This window comes from Allobosea sp. CRIB-10 (assembly GCF_900112185.1).
In the GTDB taxonomy this organism is placed as follows: domain Bacteria; phylum Pseudomonadota; class Alphaproteobacteria; order Rhizobiales; family Beijerinckiaceae; genus Allobosea.
The window spans coordinates 137,641-158,859 of the sequence record NZ_FOKP01000005.1 but is presented as its reverse complement, the minus strand read 5'-3'; the positions used below and the strand labels follow the sequence as shown (position 1 = coordinate 158,859).

The window sequence follows — 21,219 nt, the reverse complement described above, 5'->3', positions numbered from 1 at the left end:
GCCTCGCCGCCATGGCGAACATGCTCCGCGGCTATCGAAAGCACAGGCCGGAAGCATTTCCAACATCTTGGAAAACCAGCGATTTCATCGGCAGGCGCCGGAATGGTCCGGCGCCGCCCCGATCCGGAGAGAGATGATGAATCGCCCAGTTTCAAACCGCCGCCCTGCCCGGCGCGCCGCCCTCGCCGCCGCCCTTGCGATCCTTGGCGCCGGAACCGCGCAGGCGGGCAGCTGCCCGAAGGACAAGGTCCTGACCGAGCCGCGCAAGATCGCCGAGGCGCCCGATGTCGGGATCAAGCGCGAGACCCTGTCGATCGTGAACCTGACAGGCTGGCGCGGCACCGGCGATCTGCGCCTGCGCACCCGCCGGCTGACCGTGGCCGTCGGCGGCGTCGTGCCGACCCACCAGCACGACGACCGTCCCTCGATCGTCTATGTGGTCAAGGGCGAGATCGTCGAGCACAGCTCCTTCTGCGCCGTGCCGATCCTGCACCGCGAAGGCGAATGGACGCCGGAATTCGGCCAGGGCCACGCCCATTGGTGGGAAAACAAGACCGACAAGGAAGTTGTCCTGACCTCGTCGGACGTCGTCCCGCCCGACATGCTCGACGATCCCGACATGTGATTTTCTGCGCTTTGGAAGCGGCTGGCGATTTCCGGCCGCTTGCCAGCCAGCCCGGAAGGTCGTTGCCGGCCGTGCAAGACGGGATAAGCGCCCCATCGGGTTCGGCCGGAGGTGTCGACCACGATATGGGTCTGATGCGGAGGAGCTCCGCATTGCCGCGTTCTTGAGTGTCCGCTTCCGCAGCGGTCGCCCCATGACCTGACATGGCGCGCTGTTCAGTTTTGATCTCTTCGGACTCGCCAGCGCGCCGCAGCTGAGGCCAGGGTTCAGCGGCCAGTGGCTTGCATCGAGAGTATTATGTCGATAAGTCTCGACATATGGAGAATGAGCAAGTCATCCTTTCGCTGGCCGCACTGGCCCAGAGCACCCGGCTCGACGTGTTTCGCCTACTGGTCTCGGCGGAGCCTGACGGCCTGCCAGCCGGCGAGGTCGCCCGGCGGCTGGAGGTTCCGCACAATACGATGTCGTCGCATCTCGGCATCTTGAGCCGCGCGGGGCTCATCCGTTCCGAGCGCTTCAGTCGCTCGATCGTGTATCGCGCCGATCTCGACGCCCTGCGCTCGGTCGTCGCGTTTCTCCTCAAGGATTGCTGCGGCGGCCGTGCCGAGATCTGTGCTCCGCTCCTTGCCGAGCTCACCCCCTGCTGCCCATCGAAGGTCACGACCGATGCCTGATCGCATCCACAACGTCTTGTTTCTCTGCACGCACAATTCCGCCCGCTCGATCATGGCCGAGGCGCTGCTGAACCATCTCGGCGAGGGACGCTTTCGCGCCTTCTCCGCCGGGAGCGAAGGCGGTCCCGGTCCCAAGCCGATGGCGCTCAAAGTGCTGGAGGCCGAGGGCATTCCGACCGCGGGACTGTCGTCGAAGACCTGGGACGTGTTCGCCGCGCCCGGCGCCCCGATCATGGATATGGTCATCACCGTGTGTGATCAGGCAGCCGGTGAAGCCTGCCCCTACTGGCCGGGCCAGCCGATCACGGCGCATTGGGGCATCGAGGATCCGTCGAATGCGCAGGGCAGCGAGATCGAGCGCGAGCGCGCCTTCGTGACGGCGCTGCGCTATCTCAGGAACCGAATCAACGTCCTCCTGTCGCTTCCGGTCGCAAGTCTCGATCAGATGGCGCTGGCACAGCAGGTCCGGCGGATCGGCAGCCTCGACGGAGCGAGCGGCGGTCGCCCGGAGCTGGCGTGATGGACGTCATCATCTACGACAACGCTGCCTGCGGAACCTCCCGGAACACGCTGGGCCTGATCCGCAATGCGGGCGTCGAACCACATGTCATCGAATACCTGAAGACGCCGCCGGCGCGGGCATTGCTGACGCAGCTTCTCGGCCGTGCCGGGCTGACCGTGCGGGACATCCTGCGCGAGAAGGGCACGCCCTTCGCCGAGCTCGGCCTTGGCGACGCGGGCATTTCAGACGAGGCACTGCTCGACGCGATCGAAGCCCATCCCATCCTGATCAACCGGCCGCTCGTCATTTCGCCCAAGGGGGTGCGGCTGTGCCGGCCCTCCGAGGCCGTTTTGCCCCTGCTGCCGCCGCAGCGGGGCGAGTTCCGCAAGGAGGACGGCGAGCTTGTCGTCGACGCCTCCGGCCGCCCCGTCGCTCTGGCCTGAGGTCGTCATGTCCACCTTCGAACGCTATCTCACCATCTGGGTCGCGCTGTGCATCGTCGCCGGCATCGCGCTCGGGCATCTCGTGCCCGGCATCTTCCAGGCCATCGGCGCGGCAGAGATCGCCAAGGTCAATCTGCCCGTCGCCGTGCTGATCTGGCTGATGGTCGTTCCGATGCTGCTCAAGATCGACTTCGCGGCGCTCGGCCAGGTCGGGCGGCATTGGCGCGGCATCGGCGTCACGCTCTTCATCAACTGGGCCGTGAAGCCGTTCTCGATGGCGGCGCTGGGCTGGCTCTTCATCGCCTGGCTGTTCCGGCCATGGTTGCCGGCCGAGCAGATCAACAGCTACATCGCCGGCCTCATCATCCTCGCGGCGGCGCCCTGCACCGCGATGGTCTTCGTCTGGTCGAACCTCACCAGAGGCGAGCCGCATTTCACGCTCAGCCAGGTCGCGCTCAACGACGCGATCATGGTCGTCGCCTTCGCGCCGATCGTCGGCCTCCTGCTCGGCCTCTCCGCGATCACCGTGCCCTGGGGCACGCTCGTCCTGTCCGTCATCCTCTACATCGTCATTCCGGTGATCGTCGCGCAGCTCGTCCGGGCCCGCATCCTGGCGAGCGGTGGGCAGGCGGCGCTGGATCGCTTGCTTGCACGGCTCGGCCCGGTCTCGCTGATAGCGTTGCTCGCGACGCTCGTGCTGCTCTTCGGCTTCCAGGGCGAGCAGATCCTGGCGCAGCCGATGGTGATCGCGCTCCTGGCGGTGCCGATCATGATCCAGGTCTATTTCAACGCCGGACTCGCCTATCTCCTGAACCGGATCGCCGGCGAGGAGCATTGCGTCGCCGGCCCATCCGCCCTGATCGGAGCTTCCAATTTCTTCGAGCTTGCCGTTGCCGCCGCGATCAGCCTGTTCGGTTTCAACTCCGGTGCAGCGCTCGCCACCGTGGTCGGCGTGCTGATCGAGGTTCCGGTCATGCTAAGCGTGGTCTGGATCGTGAACCGCTCGAAAGGCTGGTACGAGCGCGGCGGCGCCCGCCCAAAGGTCCGCGCAGCCGAGTAATTCGGCATTCGTCGAAATACGCCTTGACGGCATCCTTGTGACGATGCAGTTTATTTCCATGAATGTCGAAGAAGCAGCAAGGCAGCTCGAAGCGCTCGGCAATCCGACGCGTCTTCAGCTCTACCGCGTCCTGGTCCGCGCCGGCCATGGCGGCCTGCCGGTCAATCAGATTCAGGAGCGTCTCGGCATCCCAGCCTCGACGCTCTCGCATCATCTTCAGCGTCTCGTTCAGAATGGCTTGGTTTCCCAGGAGCGCCAGGCGACGACGCTGATCTGCCGGGCCGTCTATCCGGCGATGGAAGCGCTGCTCGGCTTCCTTGCCGACGAATGCTGCATCGAGGAAGGCTGCTCGGCAGCCTCCGGAAAGGCTGCCTGATCGGCCTTTTTATTTGCCAGATAATTCCATGATTCTAGGATAACAGGAGGAAGATCGAATGACAGAGCTTCCCGTCGCGGTCATCGGAGCAGGGCCAGTCGGGCTCGCCGCGGCCGCCAACCTCATCGCCCACGGCCTGGCCGTGAAGGTCTACGAGTCCGGTGCCCAGGCTGGCGCCAACGTCTCCGATTGGGGCCATGTTCGCCTGTTCTCGCCCTGGGAGTTCAACATCGACCGCGCCGCGCGGGCGTTGCTCGAGCCGACAGGCTGGCGCGCGCCGGATGCTGCGGCCTATCCGACAGGCGCTGAGCTCGTCGGCGAGTATCTCGTGCCTCTGGCGCAGACGCCCGCACTGGCCCCCGTTATCGAGTGCGGCGCCCGCGTCACGGCGATCGGCCGGCGAGGCATCGACAAGGTCGTCAGCCGGGATCGCGAGCTGCACCCCTTCCAGCTGTCGGTCACGGACAAGAACGGCCGCGTTCGCCGCGAGCTTGCTCGCGCGGTCATCGACGCTTCCGGGACCTGGACATCGCCCAATCCGCTCGGGGCCGGCGGCATTGCAGCGGAAGGCGAGCAAGCTCAGGTCCAGCGGATCGACTATGGGATACCGGATGTTCTCGGCCGCGACCGCGCCAGCTTCGTCGGTCGCACCACGCTGGTTGTCGGCGCCGGCCATTCCGCCGCGAATGTGCTGCTCGACCTTGCCGAGCTCGCAAAGCAGGATGCCGCGACCAGGGCGGTGTGGGCGACGCGCGGCACCAATCTGTCACGCGTCTATGGCGGAGGAGCCAATGACCAGCTTGCCGCACGTGGCGACCTCGGCCGGAGGCTCCGACAACTTGTCGACGGCGGCAGGGTCGAGCTCGTCGCCGGCTTCGCTTGTGTTGCCGTTCGCGAAGCGGCCGGGCAGATCGTCATCGAGGGCGAGACATCCGCAGGCAGTCGAACGATCGGGCCTGTCGACCGGATCGTCGCCTGCACCGGTCAGCGTCCCGATCTTTCGCTGACCCGCGAGCTGCGCGTCGAGCTCGATCCCTGGCTGGAAAGCGCTCGGGCGCTCGGGCCGCTGGTCGATCCGAATCTGCATTCCTGCGGCTCGGTGCCACCGCATGGACATCGCGAACTGTCCCACCCCGAGTCCGGCTTCTACACTGTCGGTGTCAAGAGCTATGGGCGAGCGCCCACCTTCCTGATGGCGACGGGCTACGAGCAGGTTCGGTCGGTGGTCGCGGCGATCGCTGGCGATCTGGCCGCTGCCGATGACGTACGGCTGGTCCTGCCGGAGACCGGCGTCTGCACGACCGCGCCAGCGAGCTCCGGCGGATGCTGCGGTGGAGCGGCGCCGGCCGCGACGGAAGCCTGCTGCGCGGACGATGCCGCGGCTAAGGCACAGGGCCAATCCAGTTGCGGTTGCGGGAGCTCCGCGAAGGCGAACGAGGCCGCCCCAGCCCAATGACGACGCTGGCCGCATCGGAGACGAATCCCGCCGCTCGGGCCGGGCTCGCGCTCATCCTCGCGCTCGGCGTCACGCAGGTAGCCGGCTACGGCGCGCTCTACTACGCCTTTGCCGTGCTCGCGCCCGGCATGACCGCGAGCTTCGGCTGGGCGCCCGAATGGACCTATGGCGGCTTCGCTCTCGGGCTGCTCGCAGGCGGTCTTGCCGCTCCCCTTGCCGGACGCCTGGTCGACCGCTACGGCACGCGCCGCATGATGAGCATCGGCAGCGTGCTGGCGAGCCTGGCGCTCCTTGCCCTGTCGAAGGCCGATGGTTTGCTCAGCTACTACGCGGCCATGATCGTCCTTGAGATGGTCGCCACACTCGTCCTGTATGACGCGGCCTTCACAGCGCTCACCCAGGCCCATGGAGCCGGCGCCAGGCGGGCAATCAGCAAGCTGACGCTGATCGGCGGCTTTGCCTCGACACTGTTCTGGCCGCTGACGACCGCTTTGCTGGCGCATGCGGACTGGCGCGTGATCTACCAGATCTATGCGCTCGGTTATCTGGCCTTGGCGCTGCCGCTGCATGCGCTTGCCTTGCCCCGCGGCCGGGCGACGGCCGCAAAACCAATCCAGCCGGGCGAGACGCCGAACCCTGTCGGTTATCTCGGCGGCGCAGCTCGCAAACGCGCCTTTGTCCTCCTCGCGATTGCGTTCTCGCTGCAGGGCTTCGTCGTCTCGGCGATGTCCGTTCACATGCTGACGCTGTTGCAGGGCTTCGGCTTCAGCGCGGCGCTGGCGGTTGCGCTGGGCGCCATGGTCGGCCCATCACAGGTGACCGCGCGGCTCATCGAGATGCTGTTCGGCACGAATGTGGCACCGGTGACGACCGCCTGGGTTTCGGGAGCGCTGATGCCGTTCGGATTCGTTCTGCTCGTCATCGGCGGCGGCACGGCCGTGCTCGCCGCGCTGTTCACGATCGCCTATGGCGTCAGCATGGGACTGAGTTCGATCGTGCGCGGGACAGTGCCTCTCCAGCTTTTTGGTCCTGCCGGTTATGGCGCGATGCTTGGCAAGCTGTCCGCCCCCGGTCTCGCGATCCGCGCCGCAGCGCCGCTCACATTCGCCGTGATGATGGAGCGCGCGGGGCTCGCGGCGAGCACGGCGGTGCTGGTCACGCTTTCAGGTGCCGCGGCGCTCGCGCTGCTTCTGTTGGCGCGCAGCGTTTCGCGACAATAACCGTCCTCTGATCCAGGCCGGTCTGATGTCCACTTCCGGGCGACCTTCCAATGTCTGCAGTTGGCGCCAGACGGCCAAGCGTTAGCGCCGGCCTGATCGGCGCATAGGGGGCAGTTCGGAGTTTTCCGCGTATCGTCCAGAATGGCCCGGCCCGCTCGCGACGCCGGGCTCATCCGGGTCAGGCGACGCCTCGCGAGCCTTCTTTTCGGCCGCCGACGAACGCAGCGATATCGGGTGCGAGCAGATCGTGTTTTTCGGCCCATGACGCGAACAATCCGCGCGCCGTGTCGGGCTCGATCTCGCCGCGGATCGCAGCCAGGCAGGCCTTCAAGACAAACCCATGGGCTGGGTCGCGCTTGCGCGCCGGCCAGTCGGCCAAGAACATGTAGGCCTCCATGGCCGACGCGATCGCCGTCGGGTGGCCAAAGCCGGTCAGGATCACAACCGGCCGTTCGAAGTCGTCGGATGTCATCATGCAGTCCTCCCAGGGCCGGGAGCGGTTGCCAACGTTGCCATAGCCATATCCTCCTGGAAGCAACATGGATCCGGTTCGGTCGATCGCCGCCTGTGGCAGGCTGTCACTATCGGCGGCTGCCCTGATTTTGGTTGCCGCTCTCGTCGGGTCAAGCCCCTCGCCGTAGAGAGATGTCGGCAGCAATTCACGACGGCCGCGGGACGATAAGCCGAGCTTTCTCAGCGATCACGCAGCCCCCCAGGGCTTCGGCTCGGCCCGGACGGGATCAGCCCAGGCGAGGCGCCGAACACTTGAAACCGCTCGGCGTGGCGAGGCTGGAAGCGGTGCTGCCGACCCAGAGCCGCAGGAAAGAGAATGAGCGAAGCCCTTTCCTTGTCGCCCGTTCTTGCCGCATCATGTTTCTTACTGCCCCTCAGGCACGTAGATCATCCGTCCATCCGGGAGCTTGTAGGCGATTCCGGCGCGAACGCCCTGGCCTCGGCCGATCTCGCTGCTGGATTCGTAGCGGGTCAGTTCCTGTCCCTGTTTCACCGTGATGCGCATCTCCGGCTTGCCCGGATTCTCCACCACGACCGCGTTCTCGGCCACGAAAGGGTTGAGCGGATTGCGGACGATGACGATCATCAGCATCGCGATCACGACCAGGAAGACGTCGATCAGGTTGACGACCGAGAGCAGCGGATCGTCGTTTTCCTCTTCGTCGAGAAACCGCATCAGTCTCGCTCCCGGCCCAGTTCGATTATGCGCAGTTCCTGAAGCAACCAGCGCCGCCGAACCGTCAGGACAAGATGCGCGATCGCTGCCGCGACTAGAGCCAGGATCACGGCCGCGAAGGCGACGGCGAGGTTGTCGCCGATGCCCTTGGCGTCGTTATTCGAAAGAGCGAGCAATGCCGGCCCCATCGGGATCATCGTCGCCACCAGCCCCAGCATGGGGGCCGAACGCGCGACGATCCGCAGCCACTCCAGGCGCTGCATGATCCAGAGTTCGAGATCGTCGCTCGCGGCGCCGCTAACCGTGTGAAACGCCGCGAGCCGCGAGTTGTAGCGCCCCTGCCGACGCTGCAGCGCCTCGACCAGGAAGCTGCCCAACGCCACGAAGGCATAGGCCAGCGCCGCGACGATGAGCACGAGGACGGGGAGGAGAAAGAGCTTGGCGAGGTCGTAAAGCCCCGCTTCGAAGGCGTTCAAGAGGCTGCTCCGGTTGCATTGCGGCTTCTGTTGGCGAGTGACTGGGATACGGCGCCGCCGAGTAAGCAGAGCAGGACCAGCGCCGCTCCGAGCCAGCGGCGCCAGTCAGGCTCGGCATCGCGCGGCTGAGGAACAGGGGTCATCATCTGGCCGGAAACGGTTTCAGCTTGCCCCGAAGGAGGGAGCGAGGCCGACTCCGGCGGCGTCGATGCTGCCGGGGGTTGAGCCGAGACTCCGAAACCCGACGCCAGTGTCGCCACGAAGTCCTTCGTCGGTTGTGCTCCGATCGCGACACCATGCTGCTCGGCGAGTTCCCGCCAGCGTTCCGCGAGCTCGCGCCGGGTCTGCTCAGATGCGTCCCAGTAGCCTTTTCGGATAGCCTCGACGAGCCTCTCGATCAGCTGGCCCTGCGCGGTCGGATTGCTCTGCTCGAACCAGCGCGCCAGATCGAGCTTGCGGGCATCGCGCACGAAGGTGTCGTGCACCGCCTGCCATTGATCGGCCCGCACCGAGGCGGGATCCGTGACCTGCCAGCCCCAGAGATTGTTGACCGCATTCACGATCTCCAGCGTGCCGGCATAGCCCTCCTGCTTCATGCCGCCGATCCAGTGCGGATTGAGATAGCGTGTGCGCATCTCGTCGGAGAGGAAGGCGGCCGTGCCTGTCACGCGTGCTTCGGGCTGGCGCAGATCGGACACGTAGAGCGACGGCGAGCGGCCGGTGAGATGCCGGACGGCGAGCGACAATCCGCCGAGGAACTCGAAGGGGTGGTCAGTCGAGAGCAGCCCATGCAGGGTCGAGGAGCGCGACAGAACCGCTGCCTCGACACCGCGCAGCTGCTCGGCCAGCAGGTTGGCGCCCTTGACCTTCACGCCCCAGTCCGAGGCGCCGTAGCCATACTGCATGCGCTTCAGGAACCCTGAAGCCAGGGCGTCGTCCTTGTTCCAGGACGCCGATGCGAGCACGGCTTCCGGGAGCCCGGTGCCGTAATCGCCCGGCTCGCCCGAGAAGATGCGCAGGCTGGCGAGACGTGCCGCCTCAGCCGGCTCGCGGCCTTGCGCTACGAGACCTGCTGCGACGGCGCGGCTGTTGGTGAAGACCGGATTGCCCGGCTCGTCCAACGCGGCGAGGCGATCGATCGCTTCCGCCAGCAGGCGCATGAAGCCGTCGAACTGGTCGCGATAGACGCTGGTGACCTGCAGCATCACGTCGATACGCGGACGTCCGAGCTCGGCGGCGGGCACGATCTCCAGTGCGGTCACGCGCCCGCCCGCATCCCAGACCGGACGCAGTCCGAGCGCGTGCAGAACCTGCGCCTCGAGCACGCCGAGATGACGCATGGTCTCTGAGGACCAGAGGCTGAACGCGAGCTTGTTCGGGGCCTGCCCGCCATGGCTGGCGCGGTAGGTCTCGACCAGTTGCCGCAGCGCCTTCTCGCCGGCCTCGAACGCGGCCTGCGTCGGGATCTTGTCGGGCTCGAACGGGAAGAGGTTGCGCCCGTTCGGCACGTCGGGTTTGCGAACCGGGTCCCCGCCCGGTCCCGGCAGGACGAAGCCGCCGGCGAGCCCCGCCAGCAGGGCCGGGATCTCATGGTTTTCCGCCAGATGGCGATCGAGCGTCGCGCCGCGCTCGACCGTGGCGCGCAGGGCCGGATCGCCGATGGCCGCGAGAGGCTCGCCCTCGCGCAGGTGCCGGCCGAGCAAGGCGTAAGGTGGACTGCGCTTGAGCGCTTCGGCCTCAACCGCGAAGAACTCGTCCGGCTCGTGGCCGAGCAGCTTGTAGAAGTCACTGCCAAGCTGCTGCATCACTGTCGAGAGGCGCTGCTCAGGAGCCGGAGACTGGCCGAAGACATGCAAGCCGAGCGGCATCGCCTGAGCGGCCAGACGATGGAGGTGATCGTGTAGCAGGGGCAGGAAGTTCGTGAAGTCGCTCCGAAGCGCTGCGTCCTCCCAGCCCATGTCGCGCTGGATCGAGGCGGCCGTCACCGCCCTGATGATGCGTTCACCAGTCGCGTCACGAACAGGCCCCTCTTCGAGCTGCTGGTATTCATGGATCAACGCGTGCAGGTCGCGCAGCTCGTCATAAAGCCCCGCCGGCGCGAAAGGCGGCGTCTGGTGGCTGACCGTGACGGCACGGCCGCGCCGCCGCGCCTGCACGGCCTCGCCCACATTGTCCTGGATATAGGGGTAGAAGACCGGCAGGTCGCCGAGCGTGAGATAGGGAAAATCGTCGACCGAGAGGCCGCGATCCTTGCCCGGCGTCCATTCCTGCGTGCCATGGGTGCCGAAATGGATCAGGGCGTCGGCGCCGGACGCCTCGCGCAGATAGAGATATTGCGCGAGATAGAGATGATCGGGCGCGAGCTTGCTGTCGTGGTAATGGCCACCCGGCACGCCATCGCGCGGAAGCTGTGGCATGATCGCGAGCTTGCCGAGCCTGAGGCGTGGCAGCACGAAGACCTTCTCGCCGTCGACCTCGCGCAGGGCGGCATGGTTGGCGGGCTCGCCCCAGTGCCGCGTCACCTCGATCTGCCGATCGAGCGGCAAGGTATCGAACCACTGCTCGTAGCGAGCGAGCGGCAACGTCACTGCGAGCCCCTCCGCCAGCAGCGCAGATGCGCGCTCGGGATGGTAGACGGCGCCGAGCATCGCCTGGGCCGAGGCCGTGAGGCTCGCCTCGGCCGTGGCCGGAACATCGTAGCCGGCCTTGGCCAGCGCCGCCGTCAACGCCTCCAGACTTCGAGGCAGGTTGAGGCCCGAGGCGGAGAGGTTCTTTTCGCCCGGCGGATAGTTCCAGAACATCAAAGCGAGTGTCTTCTCCGCGGCCGGCTTGCGCCGCAGAACCGTCAGCTTCAACGCCTTGGCGACGAGTGCATCCATCTGCCGCGGCAGCGGCGCGAGTTCGCCGCCCTCCAGCGCCTCGATCACGATTGGATCGCTTGCGCCCCAGCTCTCGGGCACGGCAAGGAAGGGCGCCACCATCTGCATGGAAAGGCCGCTTTTGGCCTCTTCGAACGCCTCGGCATTGCCACCGCGGAACCCCGTCGTCTGGATCGCCGGGATGCCGAGTTCGCGGAATTCCGCTGCACGCGCCGCGCCGTTCTGCAAATGGGTGCCGATCACCAGCAGATCCGCCTGCGCCGGCTTCAGCACGGAGGTCAGCCCGTCGGCTTTGGCGGCCTCGAACCAGAAGACCAGCGGCATGGCCCCTGCCGACTCGGCGTGGCGGATGAAGGCGTCGATGGTTCGCGTCTCCATGCCGGAGATGAGTCCGGAATGGATCACATAGGCGAGCCGGGGCGCGCCTGCCGCCCAGCGGTCCTTGCCCCAGGCGAGATAGGCCTCGAGGCTGGCGAACGAGCCGGGAGCATCGGGGTGGTAGATGCCGGTTGCGCCGATGCGGGAAGGTTCCGGAAACGCTTTCAGATCGCCGCCTGCCTTCCAGGTCCGCGCATAGGCCGCAAGCTGGCGCAGGTTGCTCTCACCCCCACCGGCATAATAGCCGATCAGTCGCCGGGCCTGTTCCGGCGGAAGATTGCCGAAGGCGGGCGGCCCGCCGCCGATCCGGATCCAGGCGACTGAGCTTGCGGCCAGAGCCGCGCCGACTTCGCCCTGCACGCGCGCGAGATCGTTGGGGCGCGGCGTGTCGAGGATGACGAGGTCGACATCGTCCAGCCGCGCGGCCTGCTTGGGCGCCGCACCGAGCCGAAGCGAGCTCACCGTCACCCGCTCGGCTGCGGCGATGCGGGCGACCTTGTCGAGTTTGCCGGGCAGGACGAAGTCGGTGGTCACGATCAGCAGGCGCAGTTCTCGTGGCTGCTCTCCCCCGCTTGGCTGCGCGAGGCCGGGCGAGGCGATCAGGCAGGTCGCCAGCGCGGCGAAGACAACCGGAGCAAGCCGTCGCAGCGCTTCGCCCACCCTTTGGATCTGCCTACGCATGCTCAGAACCGATGCGTCAGGCCGGCATAGACGGCACGCCCGTCACCGGGACGCACCTGCGGCGAGGTGCGTGCAACGAAGCGGCCCGGCGGGCCCGACTGCACCACCGGCACGGTCGGGGTCGAGGCGAACTCCGCGACATAGGTGCGGTCGGCAAGGTTGCGGCCCTCGATGAAGACCGTCCAGGCCTTGTCGCTGGAGGTCCAGCCGGCCTTGGCGCCGAACAGCACATAGCCCGGGACGACGAAGGCCGGCCCGCCCGAACCGTCGAAGGTGGTGCGCCGGTCGCTCAGCGCCCGCAGATTGCCCGAGACGAACCAGCCGGCAGGATGGCGGTAACCGACCTCGCCGAAGAACTGGTGCTTCGGGATCACCGGCAGGCGGCCGTCGCCATAGATCGGATCGCCGTCGAAGGCGAAGTCGGTGACGTTGTAGACCGCGTTGGCGAAGATGCTGTCACCCGGCGCGAAGACATCGACGAAGGGCCTGGTCTTCAGTCCGAGCTCTATGCCGTTATGGATCGTCTTGTCGGCGTTGAAGGCGACGGTGGTCGAGCAGCTCGCATTGATCTCTGTGGCGCAGCGGGTCAGGATCTCGTTCCTGAGCCGCATGTGGTAGAAGGTCACGTCGTAGGAGAAGCGATCCCAGCCGCCGCGAGCGCCGAGCTCGGCCGTCCAGGCCGATTGCGCGCGCAGGGGTGTGAGACTGCGGCCGGTCTGCGATTGCAGGCTCAGCACGTCGGAGAGATCGGCTCCCGAAGGCACTTCGTAGCTGCGCGCGATGTTGGCGAAGAGGAAATGCCCGGCGCTGTGCTCCCAGTTCACGCCGAACTTTGGGTTGGCCGCCCCGAAATCGCGATCATATTGCTGAAGCCCGGCCGTGCGGCCCGGCTGCGGCCCGCCAACAGCGGTCGGGCCGAGCGCCGCAACCACGCCGCCGCGATAGCGGTCGTTGAGATCGCGGTTGGTGAAGACACCCTGCAGGCCGGCGAAGGCGCGGAAACCGGGCAGCAGCTCGATCGAGCCCTCGCCATAGCTTTCCGCCAGCCAGGAGGTGAAGCGGTTGTCATGAATTTTACGGCCCTTGTCTCGGCCGTTGTTCCTGTGCTGGAAGCGCTCGAAATCGGCATCGGTGTAGTTGATCCGGACGCCGCCGACGAACTCGGTCGGCAGGCCGGCGATGCTGGTCTTGTGCGCGACGCGGAAGGAGGCGCCGTAGTCGCGCCAGCCATAGTCGACGATGCCGGCGAAGGGCGTCGGCAGATGGTCGAGCTGCGTGTTCAGGACGTAGAGCCCGAGCTCATAGCTGGTCGCGCCGTCACGGATGGTCGTGCGATTGGCCAGCCGCTGGTAGTTGAAGTTGCTGTCCTCGTCGAAGAGATAGGAGTTCGCCGGCGCGGTCTTGCGCGTCCATCTCAGCGTGTTGAGCGCCAGCGTCTCGGCGAGATCCTGGCGGGTGGCGCCGGCCGAGAAGAAGGTGCGGTTCTCGATGTTGGGCGTCAGCTGGATGCCGATATTGCCGCTGAAGCGGTAGTTGCGGTCGCGGGTATGGCGCTGGTAGCCGTCGCTGCCGGTGACGTTGCCCTGGACATACCAGTCGACATTGCCCTTGGAGCCGCCGGTTTCGAGCTGAGTGCCGAAATTGCGGAAGCTGCCGCCCGAGATCGTGACGCTGCTGCCGGGCGCGGTCAGGCCGGTCTTCGACACGACGTTGAGTGCCCCGCCGGTCGCGATCGAGCCGTAGCGCAGGCTGTTGGCGCCGCGATAGACCTCGATGAAGTCGGCCGCCAGCGGATCGATCAGGACATTGGTCAGGCCGGCATCGGTGCGACCGAGCGGGATGCCGTCGATATAGCCCCTGATGCCGCGGCCATTGCGGGAGCCGTCGATCGAGATGTCGCTGCCGCGCATCGAGATGAAGCCGCTCAAGCCGGGACCGCGCTCGGACACGAAGATGCCGGGCGTGCGCACCAGCATGTCGTTGAGATTGGACTTGCGGCCGGGTTCGGCATTGGCGACGTCGACGACGGTCTCGGCGCCCGGGCGGCGCAGGAAGCGCTCGCGCTGCTGCTCGAAGGTCGGGCTCATCGTGCCGGGCCCGCTGCCCGAAACAGTGATCGTCTCCAGCAGGATCTCGGAAGGCTCCGTCCGCGTCCGCGGCTGGGCCACCGCGGTGGAAGCGCTGATCAATGCCAGACCGGATATCAGCACTGCGCTCCGACTTCGACGTCTCGTGCGATAATCGCATAGCGTCGACCTGTTACCCCATCGCCCACGCGCCCACGGCATCGCTGACCTCAACGATATAACATTGCATATATGGTTTGAATTGCTCCGTGCCGGGCGCGTGCGTTGTCGCTTGCCCGGCGCGCGGAGGAACAGCTGCTGCCTCAGGCGGCGTTTGCCCGGCGCCAGGCCGGGAACGGGTCGGGCAGATCGCGATAGCGCTCGGGCTTGAAGGCGATGGTCGGCGTCTCGCCGAGCAGGCAGGCATCGAGGCCGGCGCGGATGGCACGCTCGTCGACCCCGGCCCCGATGAAGACCAGTTCCTGCCGGCGGTCGCCCCAGACCGAGTGCCAGTGCCGGTTCAGGATCGCCTTCCATTCGCGATGATCGGGCCAGCGCGGGCGCGGCACGGCGGCCCACCAGAAGCCCATCGCTTCGGTCCGGCAGATGCTACCGGCGAGCGACATCTCGCCGACCCATTCCGGCCGCGTCGCCAGCCAGAAATGGCCCTTGGCCCGGATCAGGCCAGGCCAGGTCTTCGCGAGGAAGGCGTTGAACTTCTCGGGGTGGAAGGGCCGGCGCGCCCGGTAGACGAAGGAGGAGATGCCGTACTCCTTGGTCTCCGGCACATGATCCTTGAAGCCGTAGAGCTCCTTGTGCCAGAGCGGATGCTCCTGCGCCTTCTCATGGTCGAACAGGCCGGTATCGAGGATCTGGGTAAGCGGCACCCGGCCGAAATCGGCCTCGATCAAGCGCGCATCCGGATTGAGCGCGCGAATGACCAGCTTCGCCTGCGCCACCGCCTCCGGCCCGGCGTCAGCGACCTTGTTGAGCACGACGACATCGGCGAACTCGATCTGCTCGACCAGGAGATCGACCAGCGTGCGTTCGTCGCCCTCGCCGGCGGTCTCGCCGCGCTCGCGCAGGAAATCGCGCGAGCCATAGTCCTTGAGCAGGTTCACCGCGTCGACCACCGTCACCATGGTGTCGAGCCGGGAAAGATCGGAGAGCGAGAAGCCGTCCTCGTCACGGAATTCGAAGGTCGCGGCGATCGGCAGCGGCTCGGCGATGCCGGTGCCCTCGATCAGCAGGTAGTCGAAGCGGCCATCGCGGGCGAGCCGGCCGACCTCGGCCAGGAGATCGTCGCGCAAGGTGCAGCAGATGCAGCCATTGCTCATCTCGACCAGCTTCTCGTCGGTGCGCGAGAGATCGCCGCCACCGGCCCGCACGAGGTCGGCGTCGATGTTGACCTCGCTCATATCGTTGACGATGACCGCGACCTTGCGGCCCTCGCGGTTGTTGAGGACGTGGTTGAGCAGCGTCGTCTTGCCGGCGCCGAGAAAGCCGGACAACACGGTGACGGGAAGGCGCGAGTCTGTGGCTTGGGCAGAGAACATGGCGACACTCGGCGGTAGATTGATGGAAATCATGTGTTACACTATAACATAACATGTCAACCGCTCGCTTCGGTGCTGGGGATAAGCACATCGTATGGCTCAGATGACGCGTTCGACGGATCTCGACGGGCTGATCGCGCTCGGCACGGCTCGCGCCCGCTCCCGCAGGCAGAGCCTGACCCCGCTGCGGACCCAGGTGCTCGCCGTCTTGGCTGCGCAGTCTCGTCCGCTAGGAGCCTACGACATCCAGCGGGCGTTGAGCGCTAGCAAGCACATGTCGCCCATATCCATCTATCGCTCGCTGGAATTCCTGATGGAGATCGGCCTGGTGCACCGCTTGGCGACCCAAAGCGCCTATGTGCTGCTCAAGCGGCCACCGGCGGAGAACGAGACCCTGCTCTGTCTCGTCTGCCGGTCATGCGGCGAGGTCGATGAAGTTTCGTCGCCGGCCGTAGGGCAAACGCTGGGATCGACGCTGGCCGCGGCGAGCTTCACGCCCGCCTCGCGCCTGATGGAGGTCGAAGGCGACTGCTCCGATTGTCGCCGGCGGATGAGCCTCTCGCACCCTGGCTGATTCAGGCTTGCCTGGCGGTCACGGTACAGCTATGGCCGCAACACTATAACATTTCATGGAGCCGTGCGTGTCGAGGAAGTTCGTTGCGATCGCCGTCGCGGTGCTGGCCATGACTGGCATGGCCGCGGCCAAGCCACTGAAGGTCGTCGGGCCTTGGGAAATCGCAGGCATCGATCCGGCCCAATCGGGCTTCGTCTTCAGCCGCATGCAGGTCGCGGAGACGCTGGTCTCTGTCGATGCCGATGGCAAGCTGACCGGCGGTCTCGCGACCTCCTGGTCCGCCAGCGCGGATGGTCTGGCCTGGCGCTTCCGGCTGCGTGATGGGGCTCGCTTCCATGACGGCAGCCCGGTGACCGCGACGATCGTCGCCGACAGCTTGCGCAAGGTCCATGGCGGCGCCGGCGTGTTCAGCCAGGTGCCGGTCGCTGGCGTCGAGCCCGACGGCCAGGACGTGGTCATCCGCCTGTCGAAGCCGTTCGCCGCGCTGCCGGCCTATCTGGTCAACTTCACCACCATCATCCTGGCTCCGTCTTCGGTCGGCGCGTCGGGCAAGGTCGAGCGGATCGTCGGCTCAGGCCCCTATCGCGTGAAGAGCCTGACGCCGCCGCTCAACATGCAGCTCGAATCCGCTCCGGAATGGACCGGCGCGAAGCCCGGCATTGCCGAGGTCGAGTATCAGGCCGTCGGCCAGGGCGAGACCCGTGCCCTGATGGCCGAGAGCGGCGAGGCCGATCTCGTCTTCTCGATGCTGCCGGTCTCGGTCGAGCGCCTGAAGCGCAACCCGAATCTCGACGTCCGCATCGCCACGATCCCGCGCACGCGCATGCTCAAGGTCAATGCTGCCTCGCCCCTGTTCAGCGATGTTCGGGTCAGGCGTGCGATCAGCGCCGCGCTCGACCGCGAGGGCACCACGCGCGTCATCCTGCGCAACGCCGATCTCGCGGCGACCCAGCTCTTCCCGAAGGCGCTGGCCGGCTGGAACGACCCGGAGCTTCCTCCGCTGAAGCGCGATCTGGCGGCTGCGAAGGCGCTGCTCGCCGAAGCCGGCTGGACGCCGGGCGCCGACGGTATCCTGCAGAAGGACGGCAAGCCCTTCTCCTTCACGCTGCTGACCTATGCGAGCTGGCCCGAGCTTCCGCCTATCGCCACCGCGATCCAGGCGCAGCTCAAGCAGGTCGGCATCGACGCCAAGGTCTCGGTCGGCAACAGCTCCGAGATCCCGGCGCGGCACAAGGACGGCACGCTGGAGATGGGGCTGGTCTCGCGGCTCTACTCGATCGTGCCGGACGCCATTGGCACGCTGCGCGACGACTACAAGTCAGGCGGCAGCGACTGGGGCGCGACCGGCTGGTCCAGTGACGAGCTCAACGCGCTGGTCGAGACAATGGCGCAGACCAGCGACCCCGCTGCACGCGCGCCGATGCAGAAGCGGGCGATCGCGATCCTGCAGAGCGAGCTGCCGAGCATCCCGGTGACCTGGTCGGAGCTCGCCATCGTCGCCAACAAGCGCGTCACCGGCCTGCGCATCGACCCGCTCGAAGTGAACTACGGGCTTGCCTCGATCCGCTGGGCCCAATAGGCATGCAACGCCTCGTTCTCGCCCGGCTGCTTCAGGCCGGGCTGGTCGTGCTCGTCGTCGGCATCCTCTGCTTCGTGCTTGTGCGGGCCCTGCCGGGCGATCCTGCCATGCGCATCGCAGCCGGCCGCTATGGGCCCGACGCCAACATCACCGAAGCTGCCGAGATCGTCCGGCGCGAACTCGGCCTCGACCAGCCGCTCCTCGTCCAGCTCGGCGCTTCGCTCGGGCAGCTGGCGCGGCTCGATCTCGGCCACTCCGTCGTCACCGGCCTGCCGATCACGAAGGAGTTGCGGATCCAGCTCGGCGCGACGCTCTGGCTCTCGGGATCGGCGCTCGTGCTGTCGCTGCTGCTCGGTCCGCCGATCGGGCTGCTCGCGGGATTGAGGCGCGGCGGCTGGGTCGACAACGCTTCGCTCGGCGGCGCGATCGTCCTGCGCTCGCTGCCGCCTTTCGTGCTCGGGCTGATCCTGATCCTCGTCTTCGCCATGCTGCTCGGCCTGTTCCCGCCGGCGGGCTATGGCACTTGGCGTGATCTGGCGCTGCCGGCGCTGACGCTCGCGCTCGGCCTCGCCGCTGTCTCCAGCCGCGTCGCACGCGACGCCGTCGCGGCCGTGGTGCGCACGCCCTATTTCGCCTTCGCGCGGCTGAAGGGCTTGCCGGAGCCGGTGGTCGTGCGCCGGCATGTGCTGCGCAACGCCGCCATTCCCGTCGTCTCCTATCTCGCTTTGCAGGCGATCTATCTGATCGAGGGCGTCGTCGTGGTGGAAACGCTGTTCGGTATCCCCGGCATCGGCCATGCTCTGGTCCATGCCGTGATCGCCCGCGACGTGCCGATGGTGCAGGGCACGGCGCTTGCCATGGGTCTGCTCTTCGTCGTCATCGCCATGGCGGTCGATCTCGCCTGCCACTGGCTCGATCCCAGGCCGAAACGCGCATGAGCATCGCTGACGCCACCCTCATTCCAGCGGCGAAGCGCGTCTGGCTGACGCCGGCGCGCACGACCGGGCTCATTCTGCTCGGCCTGCTGGCGCTGTTCGCGCTGCTTGGCCCGCTGCTGGTCACGGCCGATCCCACCGAGCAGGATTTCGCAGCGAGCCTCGCGCCGCCCGGGTCCGATTATTGGCTCGGCGCCGACCACTATGGCCGCAGCATGCTCGCCCGCCTCGCTTATGGCGCGCGCCTCTCCTTCGGCATGGCGCTGCTCACCGTCGCGACGGCAGCCGTGCCCGGCATCCTGCTCGGCCTGCTCGCCGCCTGGCGCGGGGGCCTGCTCGAACGGGCGCTCGAACTGTTCTCGACGGTCCTCCTCGCTTTGCCGGGGCTGCTGCTGGTGCTGATCCTGCTCGCCTTTGCGCCGGGCACCTTCGGGCCGCTCTATCTCGGCCTCGCGCTGACGCTCTGGATCGAGTTCTACCGCGTCACCCGCGTCACGGCGGCCGGCGTGCTGAAGCAGCCCCATGTCGAGGCGACGCGGCTGCTCGGCTTCGGCACCGGTTATATCCTGCGCAGCCTTGTCCTGCCCGAGATCCGGCCGATCCTGATCACGCTCGCCGCCTTCGCCATGTCGACCGCGATCATCGCGATCTCGACCTTGAGCGCGATCAGCGTCGGGCTTCGCCCGCCGACGCCTGAGCTCGGCGCGATGATCGTCGAGCTGCTGCCATACTATGCCGAGGCGCCACTGCATGTGCTGATGCCGGGCCTCCTCATCTTCCTGCTCGTGCTCGGGCTCCAGCTCGCGACGCGGAGCGATATTCGATGAACGCCCCGGTCCGCTTTCAGTCCCTGACAGTCGCCGGCCTGGAGATCCGCGCCAGCGGCACCACGATTGTCCGAGACGTCGCTTTAAAAATCTCGCAGGGCCGGCCTGTCACGTTGCTCGGTGCCAGCGGCTCGGGCAAGTCGCTGGTTGCTCATGCCATCATGGGAAGCCTGCCGACGGGGCTCTCGGCGCGTGGTGAGATCAAGCTGGACGACGCCGACCTGCTCGCCGCCAGCCCCGCGCAGACGCGCGCGCGTTGGGGGCGGACGATCGCCATCCTGCCGCAGGAGCCCTGGCTCGCGCTCGATCCGACCATGCGCATCGCCGGGCAGGTCGGCGAGGTCCACGAATACCTGCACGGCCTCGGCTCGGCGGAAGCCGGGACGAGCATGCGTTCAGACCTTGCCGAGGTCGGGCTGGGCGATCGAACGCAAGCCTATCCGCACGAGCTCTCAGGCGGCATGTGCCAGCGCGCCGCCATCGCGGTTACCCATGCCGCAGGCGCCTCGCTACTGATTGCCGACGAGCCGACCAAGGGACTCGATGCGGCTCTGCGCGACGGCGTCGTCGACAGGCTGCGCCGCGAGGTCGAGCAGGGCCGCCTCCTGCTCACGATCACCCATGACATCGAGGTCGCAGCCGCGCTCGGCGGATTGATCGGCGTGATGCAGGACGGCGCTCTCGTCGAGTTCGGCCCGGCGGCAGAGGTCTTGGAACGGCCGCGCCACGACTACGCCCGCACGCTGATCGCCGCCGACCCGGCCCGCTGGACGGCCCCTGCCCTGCCGCCGGCCGGCGAGGCCGTGGCCTCGGCGCGCGGGCTCGCCAAGCGTTTCGGCGAGCGGACACTCTTCGACGGTCTGGACATCTCGGTCCGGCGCGGCGAGATCGTCGCGATCGTCGGCCCGAGCGGCTGTGGCAAGACGACCATCGGCAACATCCTCCTGGGCCTGGTCCGGGCCGACCGGGGCGAGGTTCAGCGCGCACCGGATATTGCTCAGATCCGCTTCCAGAAGCTCTACCAGGATCCGCCAGCTGCCTTTGCGCCGCACCAGACCTTGCGGCAAGGCCTCGGTGACCTGTTGAAGCTGCACGGGCTCCCCTGGTCTCAGGCCGAGGCGAGTATGGGCCGTTTCGGTCTTGGGCAGGAGCTTCTCGATCGTCGTCCGAACGAGGTGTCCGGCGGGGAATTGCAACGCTTCGCGATCTTGCGGGCGCTGCTGCTCGATCCGGTTTTCCTCTTCGCTGACGAAGCGACCTCGCGGCTGGATCCGATCAGCCAGAAGCAGGTCTTCGCCATCCTGATCGAAGCGGTCCGCGAGCGCGGCCTCGGACTGCTCATGGTCACGCATGAGGTCGCGCTGGCGGAGAAAGTTGCGTCACGCATTCTGCGACTGCCGAACTGAGTCTGCTTGCGCGCCGATGCTATCGTCCTGAACAAGGCTTCAATCCCCGCAAGTATTGGCAATTGGGGCGTCAAGAATGCCCCCCGCAGGCGATAGCCTGCAGCTGATCGCACGCACCCGGTGATCCAGCGGGCCGCTGGGCGAGGATTGCATGCTTGCAAATCGAGTAGCTCCGGGAGCTCGCCTGCCCGATGTGGCCACCGCTCAGCTCCGACGTTTCAACCATGAACGCGGTCCGCCGCCGCCCTGTTTTTGCGCGTTAGAGCGTTTTCGAGCGAAGTGGATACCAGTTCGCATGAAGAAAATGCGATAAAATA

19 protein-coding genes are annotated in these 21,219 nt (G+C 66.9%); 13 read left to right on the top strand and 6 right to left on the bottom strand.

What is annotated here, in order from left to right; genetic code table 11:
• The first annotated feature begins 136 nt into the window (after positions 1 to 136).
• From BMZ69_RS09305 to BMZ69_RS09270, 8 genes are all read left to right on the top strand, one after another.
• A complete protein-coding gene (locus tag BMZ69_RS09305) occupies positions 137 to 625 on the top strand; it encodes a cupin domain-containing protein (protein WP_092156286.1) in 489 nt (162 codons plus the stop codon).
• Positions 626 to 942: 317 nt separating this feature from the next.
• A complete protein-coding gene (locus BMZ69_RS09300) occupies positions 943 to 1,299 on the top strand; it encodes an ArsR/SmtB family transcription factor (protein ID WP_092156285.1) in 357 nt (118 codons plus the stop codon).
• A complete protein-coding gene (locus BMZ69_RS09295) occupies positions 1,292 to 1,819 on the top strand; it encodes an arsenate reductase ArsC (RefSeq protein WP_092156284.1) in 528 nt (175 codons plus the stop codon). The genes BMZ69_RS09300 and BMZ69_RS09295 overlap by 8 nt, the downstream gene beginning before the upstream one ends.
• Positions 1,819 to 2,244, top strand: a complete 426-nt coding sequence (arsC, locus tag BMZ69_RS09290) for an arsenate reductase (glutaredoxin) (RefSeq protein WP_092156283.1) — start codon at positions 1,819 to 1,821, stop codon at positions 2,242 to 2,244. The genes BMZ69_RS09295 and arsC overlap by 1 nt, the downstream gene beginning before the upstream one ends.
• A gap of 7 nt (positions 2,245 to 2,251) precedes the next feature.
• Positions 2,252 to 3,304 carry an ACR3 family arsenite efflux transporter gene (gene arsB / locus BMZ69_RS09285; RefSeq protein ID WP_092156460.1) on the top strand — a complete coding sequence of 351 codons (1,053 nt, stop codon included), beginning with the start codon at positions 2,252 to 2,254 and terminating at the stop codon, positions 3,302 to 3,304.
• 58 nt (positions 3,305 to 3,362) lie between these two features.
• The gene (locus BMZ69_RS09280; RefSeq protein WP_092156282.1) at positions 3,363 to 3,680 is read left to right on the top strand and encodes an ArsR/SmtB family transcription factor; all 318 of its coding nucleotides are present in this window, start codon (positions 3,363 to 3,365) and stop codon (positions 3,678 to 3,680) included.
• 58 nt (positions 3,681 to 3,738) lie between these two features.
• Positions 3,739 to 5,136, top strand: a complete 1,398-nt coding sequence (locus tag BMZ69_RS09275; protein WP_092156281.1) for an NAD(P)-binding protein — start codon at positions 3,739 to 3,741, stop codon at positions 5,134 to 5,136.
• Entirely contained in the window at positions 5,133 to 6,356 is a 1,224-nt protein-coding gene (locus BMZ69_RS09270; protein WP_092156280.1) for an MFS transporter, read from the top strand. Before BMZ69_RS09275 ends, BMZ69_RS09270 begins: the two co-directional genes overlap by 4 nt.
• 178 nt (positions 6,357 to 6,534) lie before the next feature.
• On the opposite strand, the gene BMZ69_RS09265 is transcribed toward BMZ69_RS09270, so the two are convergent.
• The 6 genes from BMZ69_RS09265 to zigA all read right to left on the bottom strand — a co-directional run bounded on the left by BMZ69_RS09265 (position 6,535) and on the right by zigA (position 15,581).
• Complete coding sequence (locus BMZ69_RS09265) at positions 6,535 to 6,828, bottom strand: DUF982 domain-containing protein (RefSeq protein ID WP_092156458.1); 294 nt, start codon at positions 6,826 to 6,828, stop codon at positions 6,535 to 6,537.
• A gap of 405 nt (positions 6,829 to 7,233) precedes the next feature.
• Positions 7,234 to 7,545, bottom strand: coding sequence for a DUF2149 domain-containing protein (locus BMZ69_RS09260; RefSeq protein ID WP_092156279.1), 312 nt, complete (start codon positions 7,543 to 7,545; stop codon positions 7,234 to 7,236).
• A complete protein-coding gene (locus tag BMZ69_RS09255) occupies positions 7,545 to 8,021 on the bottom strand; it encodes a MotA/TolQ/ExbB proton channel family protein (RefSeq protein WP_092156278.1) in 477 nt (158 codons plus the stop codon). The genes BMZ69_RS09260 and BMZ69_RS09255 overlap by 1 nt, the downstream gene beginning before the upstream one ends.
• A complete protein-coding gene (gene cobN / locus BMZ69_RS09250) occupies positions 8,018 to 11,959 on the bottom strand; it encodes a cobaltochelatase subunit CobN (protein WP_092156277.1) in 3,942 nt (1,313 codons plus the stop codon). The genes BMZ69_RS09255 and cobN overlap by 4 nt, the downstream gene beginning before the upstream one ends.
• Before the next feature lie 2 nt (positions 11,960 to 11,961).
• On the bottom strand, positions 11,962 to 14,169 hold the full coding sequence (locus BMZ69_RS09245; protein ID WP_175506733.1) for a TonB-dependent receptor family protein: 2,208 nt from the start codon (positions 14,167 to 14,169) through the stop codon (positions 11,962 to 11,964).
• Positions 14,170 to 14,348: 179 nt separating this feature from the next.
• Entirely contained in the window at positions 14,349 to 15,581 is a 1,233-nt protein-coding gene (gene zigA / locus BMZ69_RS09240) for a zinc metallochaperone GTPase ZigA (RefSeq protein WP_092156456.1), read from the bottom strand.
• Positions 15,582 to 15,684: 103 nt separating this feature from the next.
• Here zigA and BMZ69_RS09235 point away from each other — a divergent pair, with 103 nt between their 5' ends.
• The 5 genes from BMZ69_RS09235 to BMZ69_RS09215 all read left to right on the top strand — a co-directional run bounded on the left by BMZ69_RS09235 (position 15,685) and on the right by BMZ69_RS09215 (position 20,902).
• Positions 15,685 to 16,155, top strand: a complete 471-nt coding sequence (locus BMZ69_RS09235; RefSeq protein ID WP_175506732.1) for a Fur family transcriptional regulator — start codon at positions 15,685 to 15,687, stop codon at positions 16,153 to 16,155.
• A 67-nt stretch (positions 16,156 to 16,222) separates the two neighbouring features.
• Positions 16,223 to 17,734: an ABC transporter substrate-binding protein gene (locus tag BMZ69_RS09230; protein ID WP_244543290.1), complete on the top strand. Its 1,512-nt coding sequence runs from the start codon at positions 16,223 to 16,225 to the stop codon at positions 17,732 to 17,734.
• Positions 17,735 to 17,736: 2 nt separating this feature from the next.
• Positions 17,737 to 18,672 carry an ABC transporter permease gene (locus BMZ69_RS09225; protein ID WP_092156273.1) on the top strand — a complete coding sequence of 312 codons (936 nt, stop codon included), beginning with the start codon at positions 17,737 to 17,739 and terminating at the stop codon, positions 18,670 to 18,672.
• Positions 18,669 to 19,496: an ABC transporter permease gene (locus BMZ69_RS09220; protein ID WP_092156272.1), complete on the top strand. Its 828-nt coding sequence runs from the start codon at positions 18,669 to 18,671 to the stop codon at positions 19,494 to 19,496. Before BMZ69_RS09225 ends, BMZ69_RS09220 begins: the two co-directional genes overlap by 4 nt.
• Entirely contained in the window at positions 19,493 to 20,902 is a 1,410-nt protein-coding gene (locus tag BMZ69_RS09215; RefSeq protein ID WP_092156271.1) for an ABC transporter ATP-binding protein, read from the top strand. Before BMZ69_RS09220 ends, BMZ69_RS09215 begins: the two co-directional genes overlap by 4 nt.
• The last annotated feature ends 317 nt before the right edge of the window (positions 20,903 to 21,219 follow it).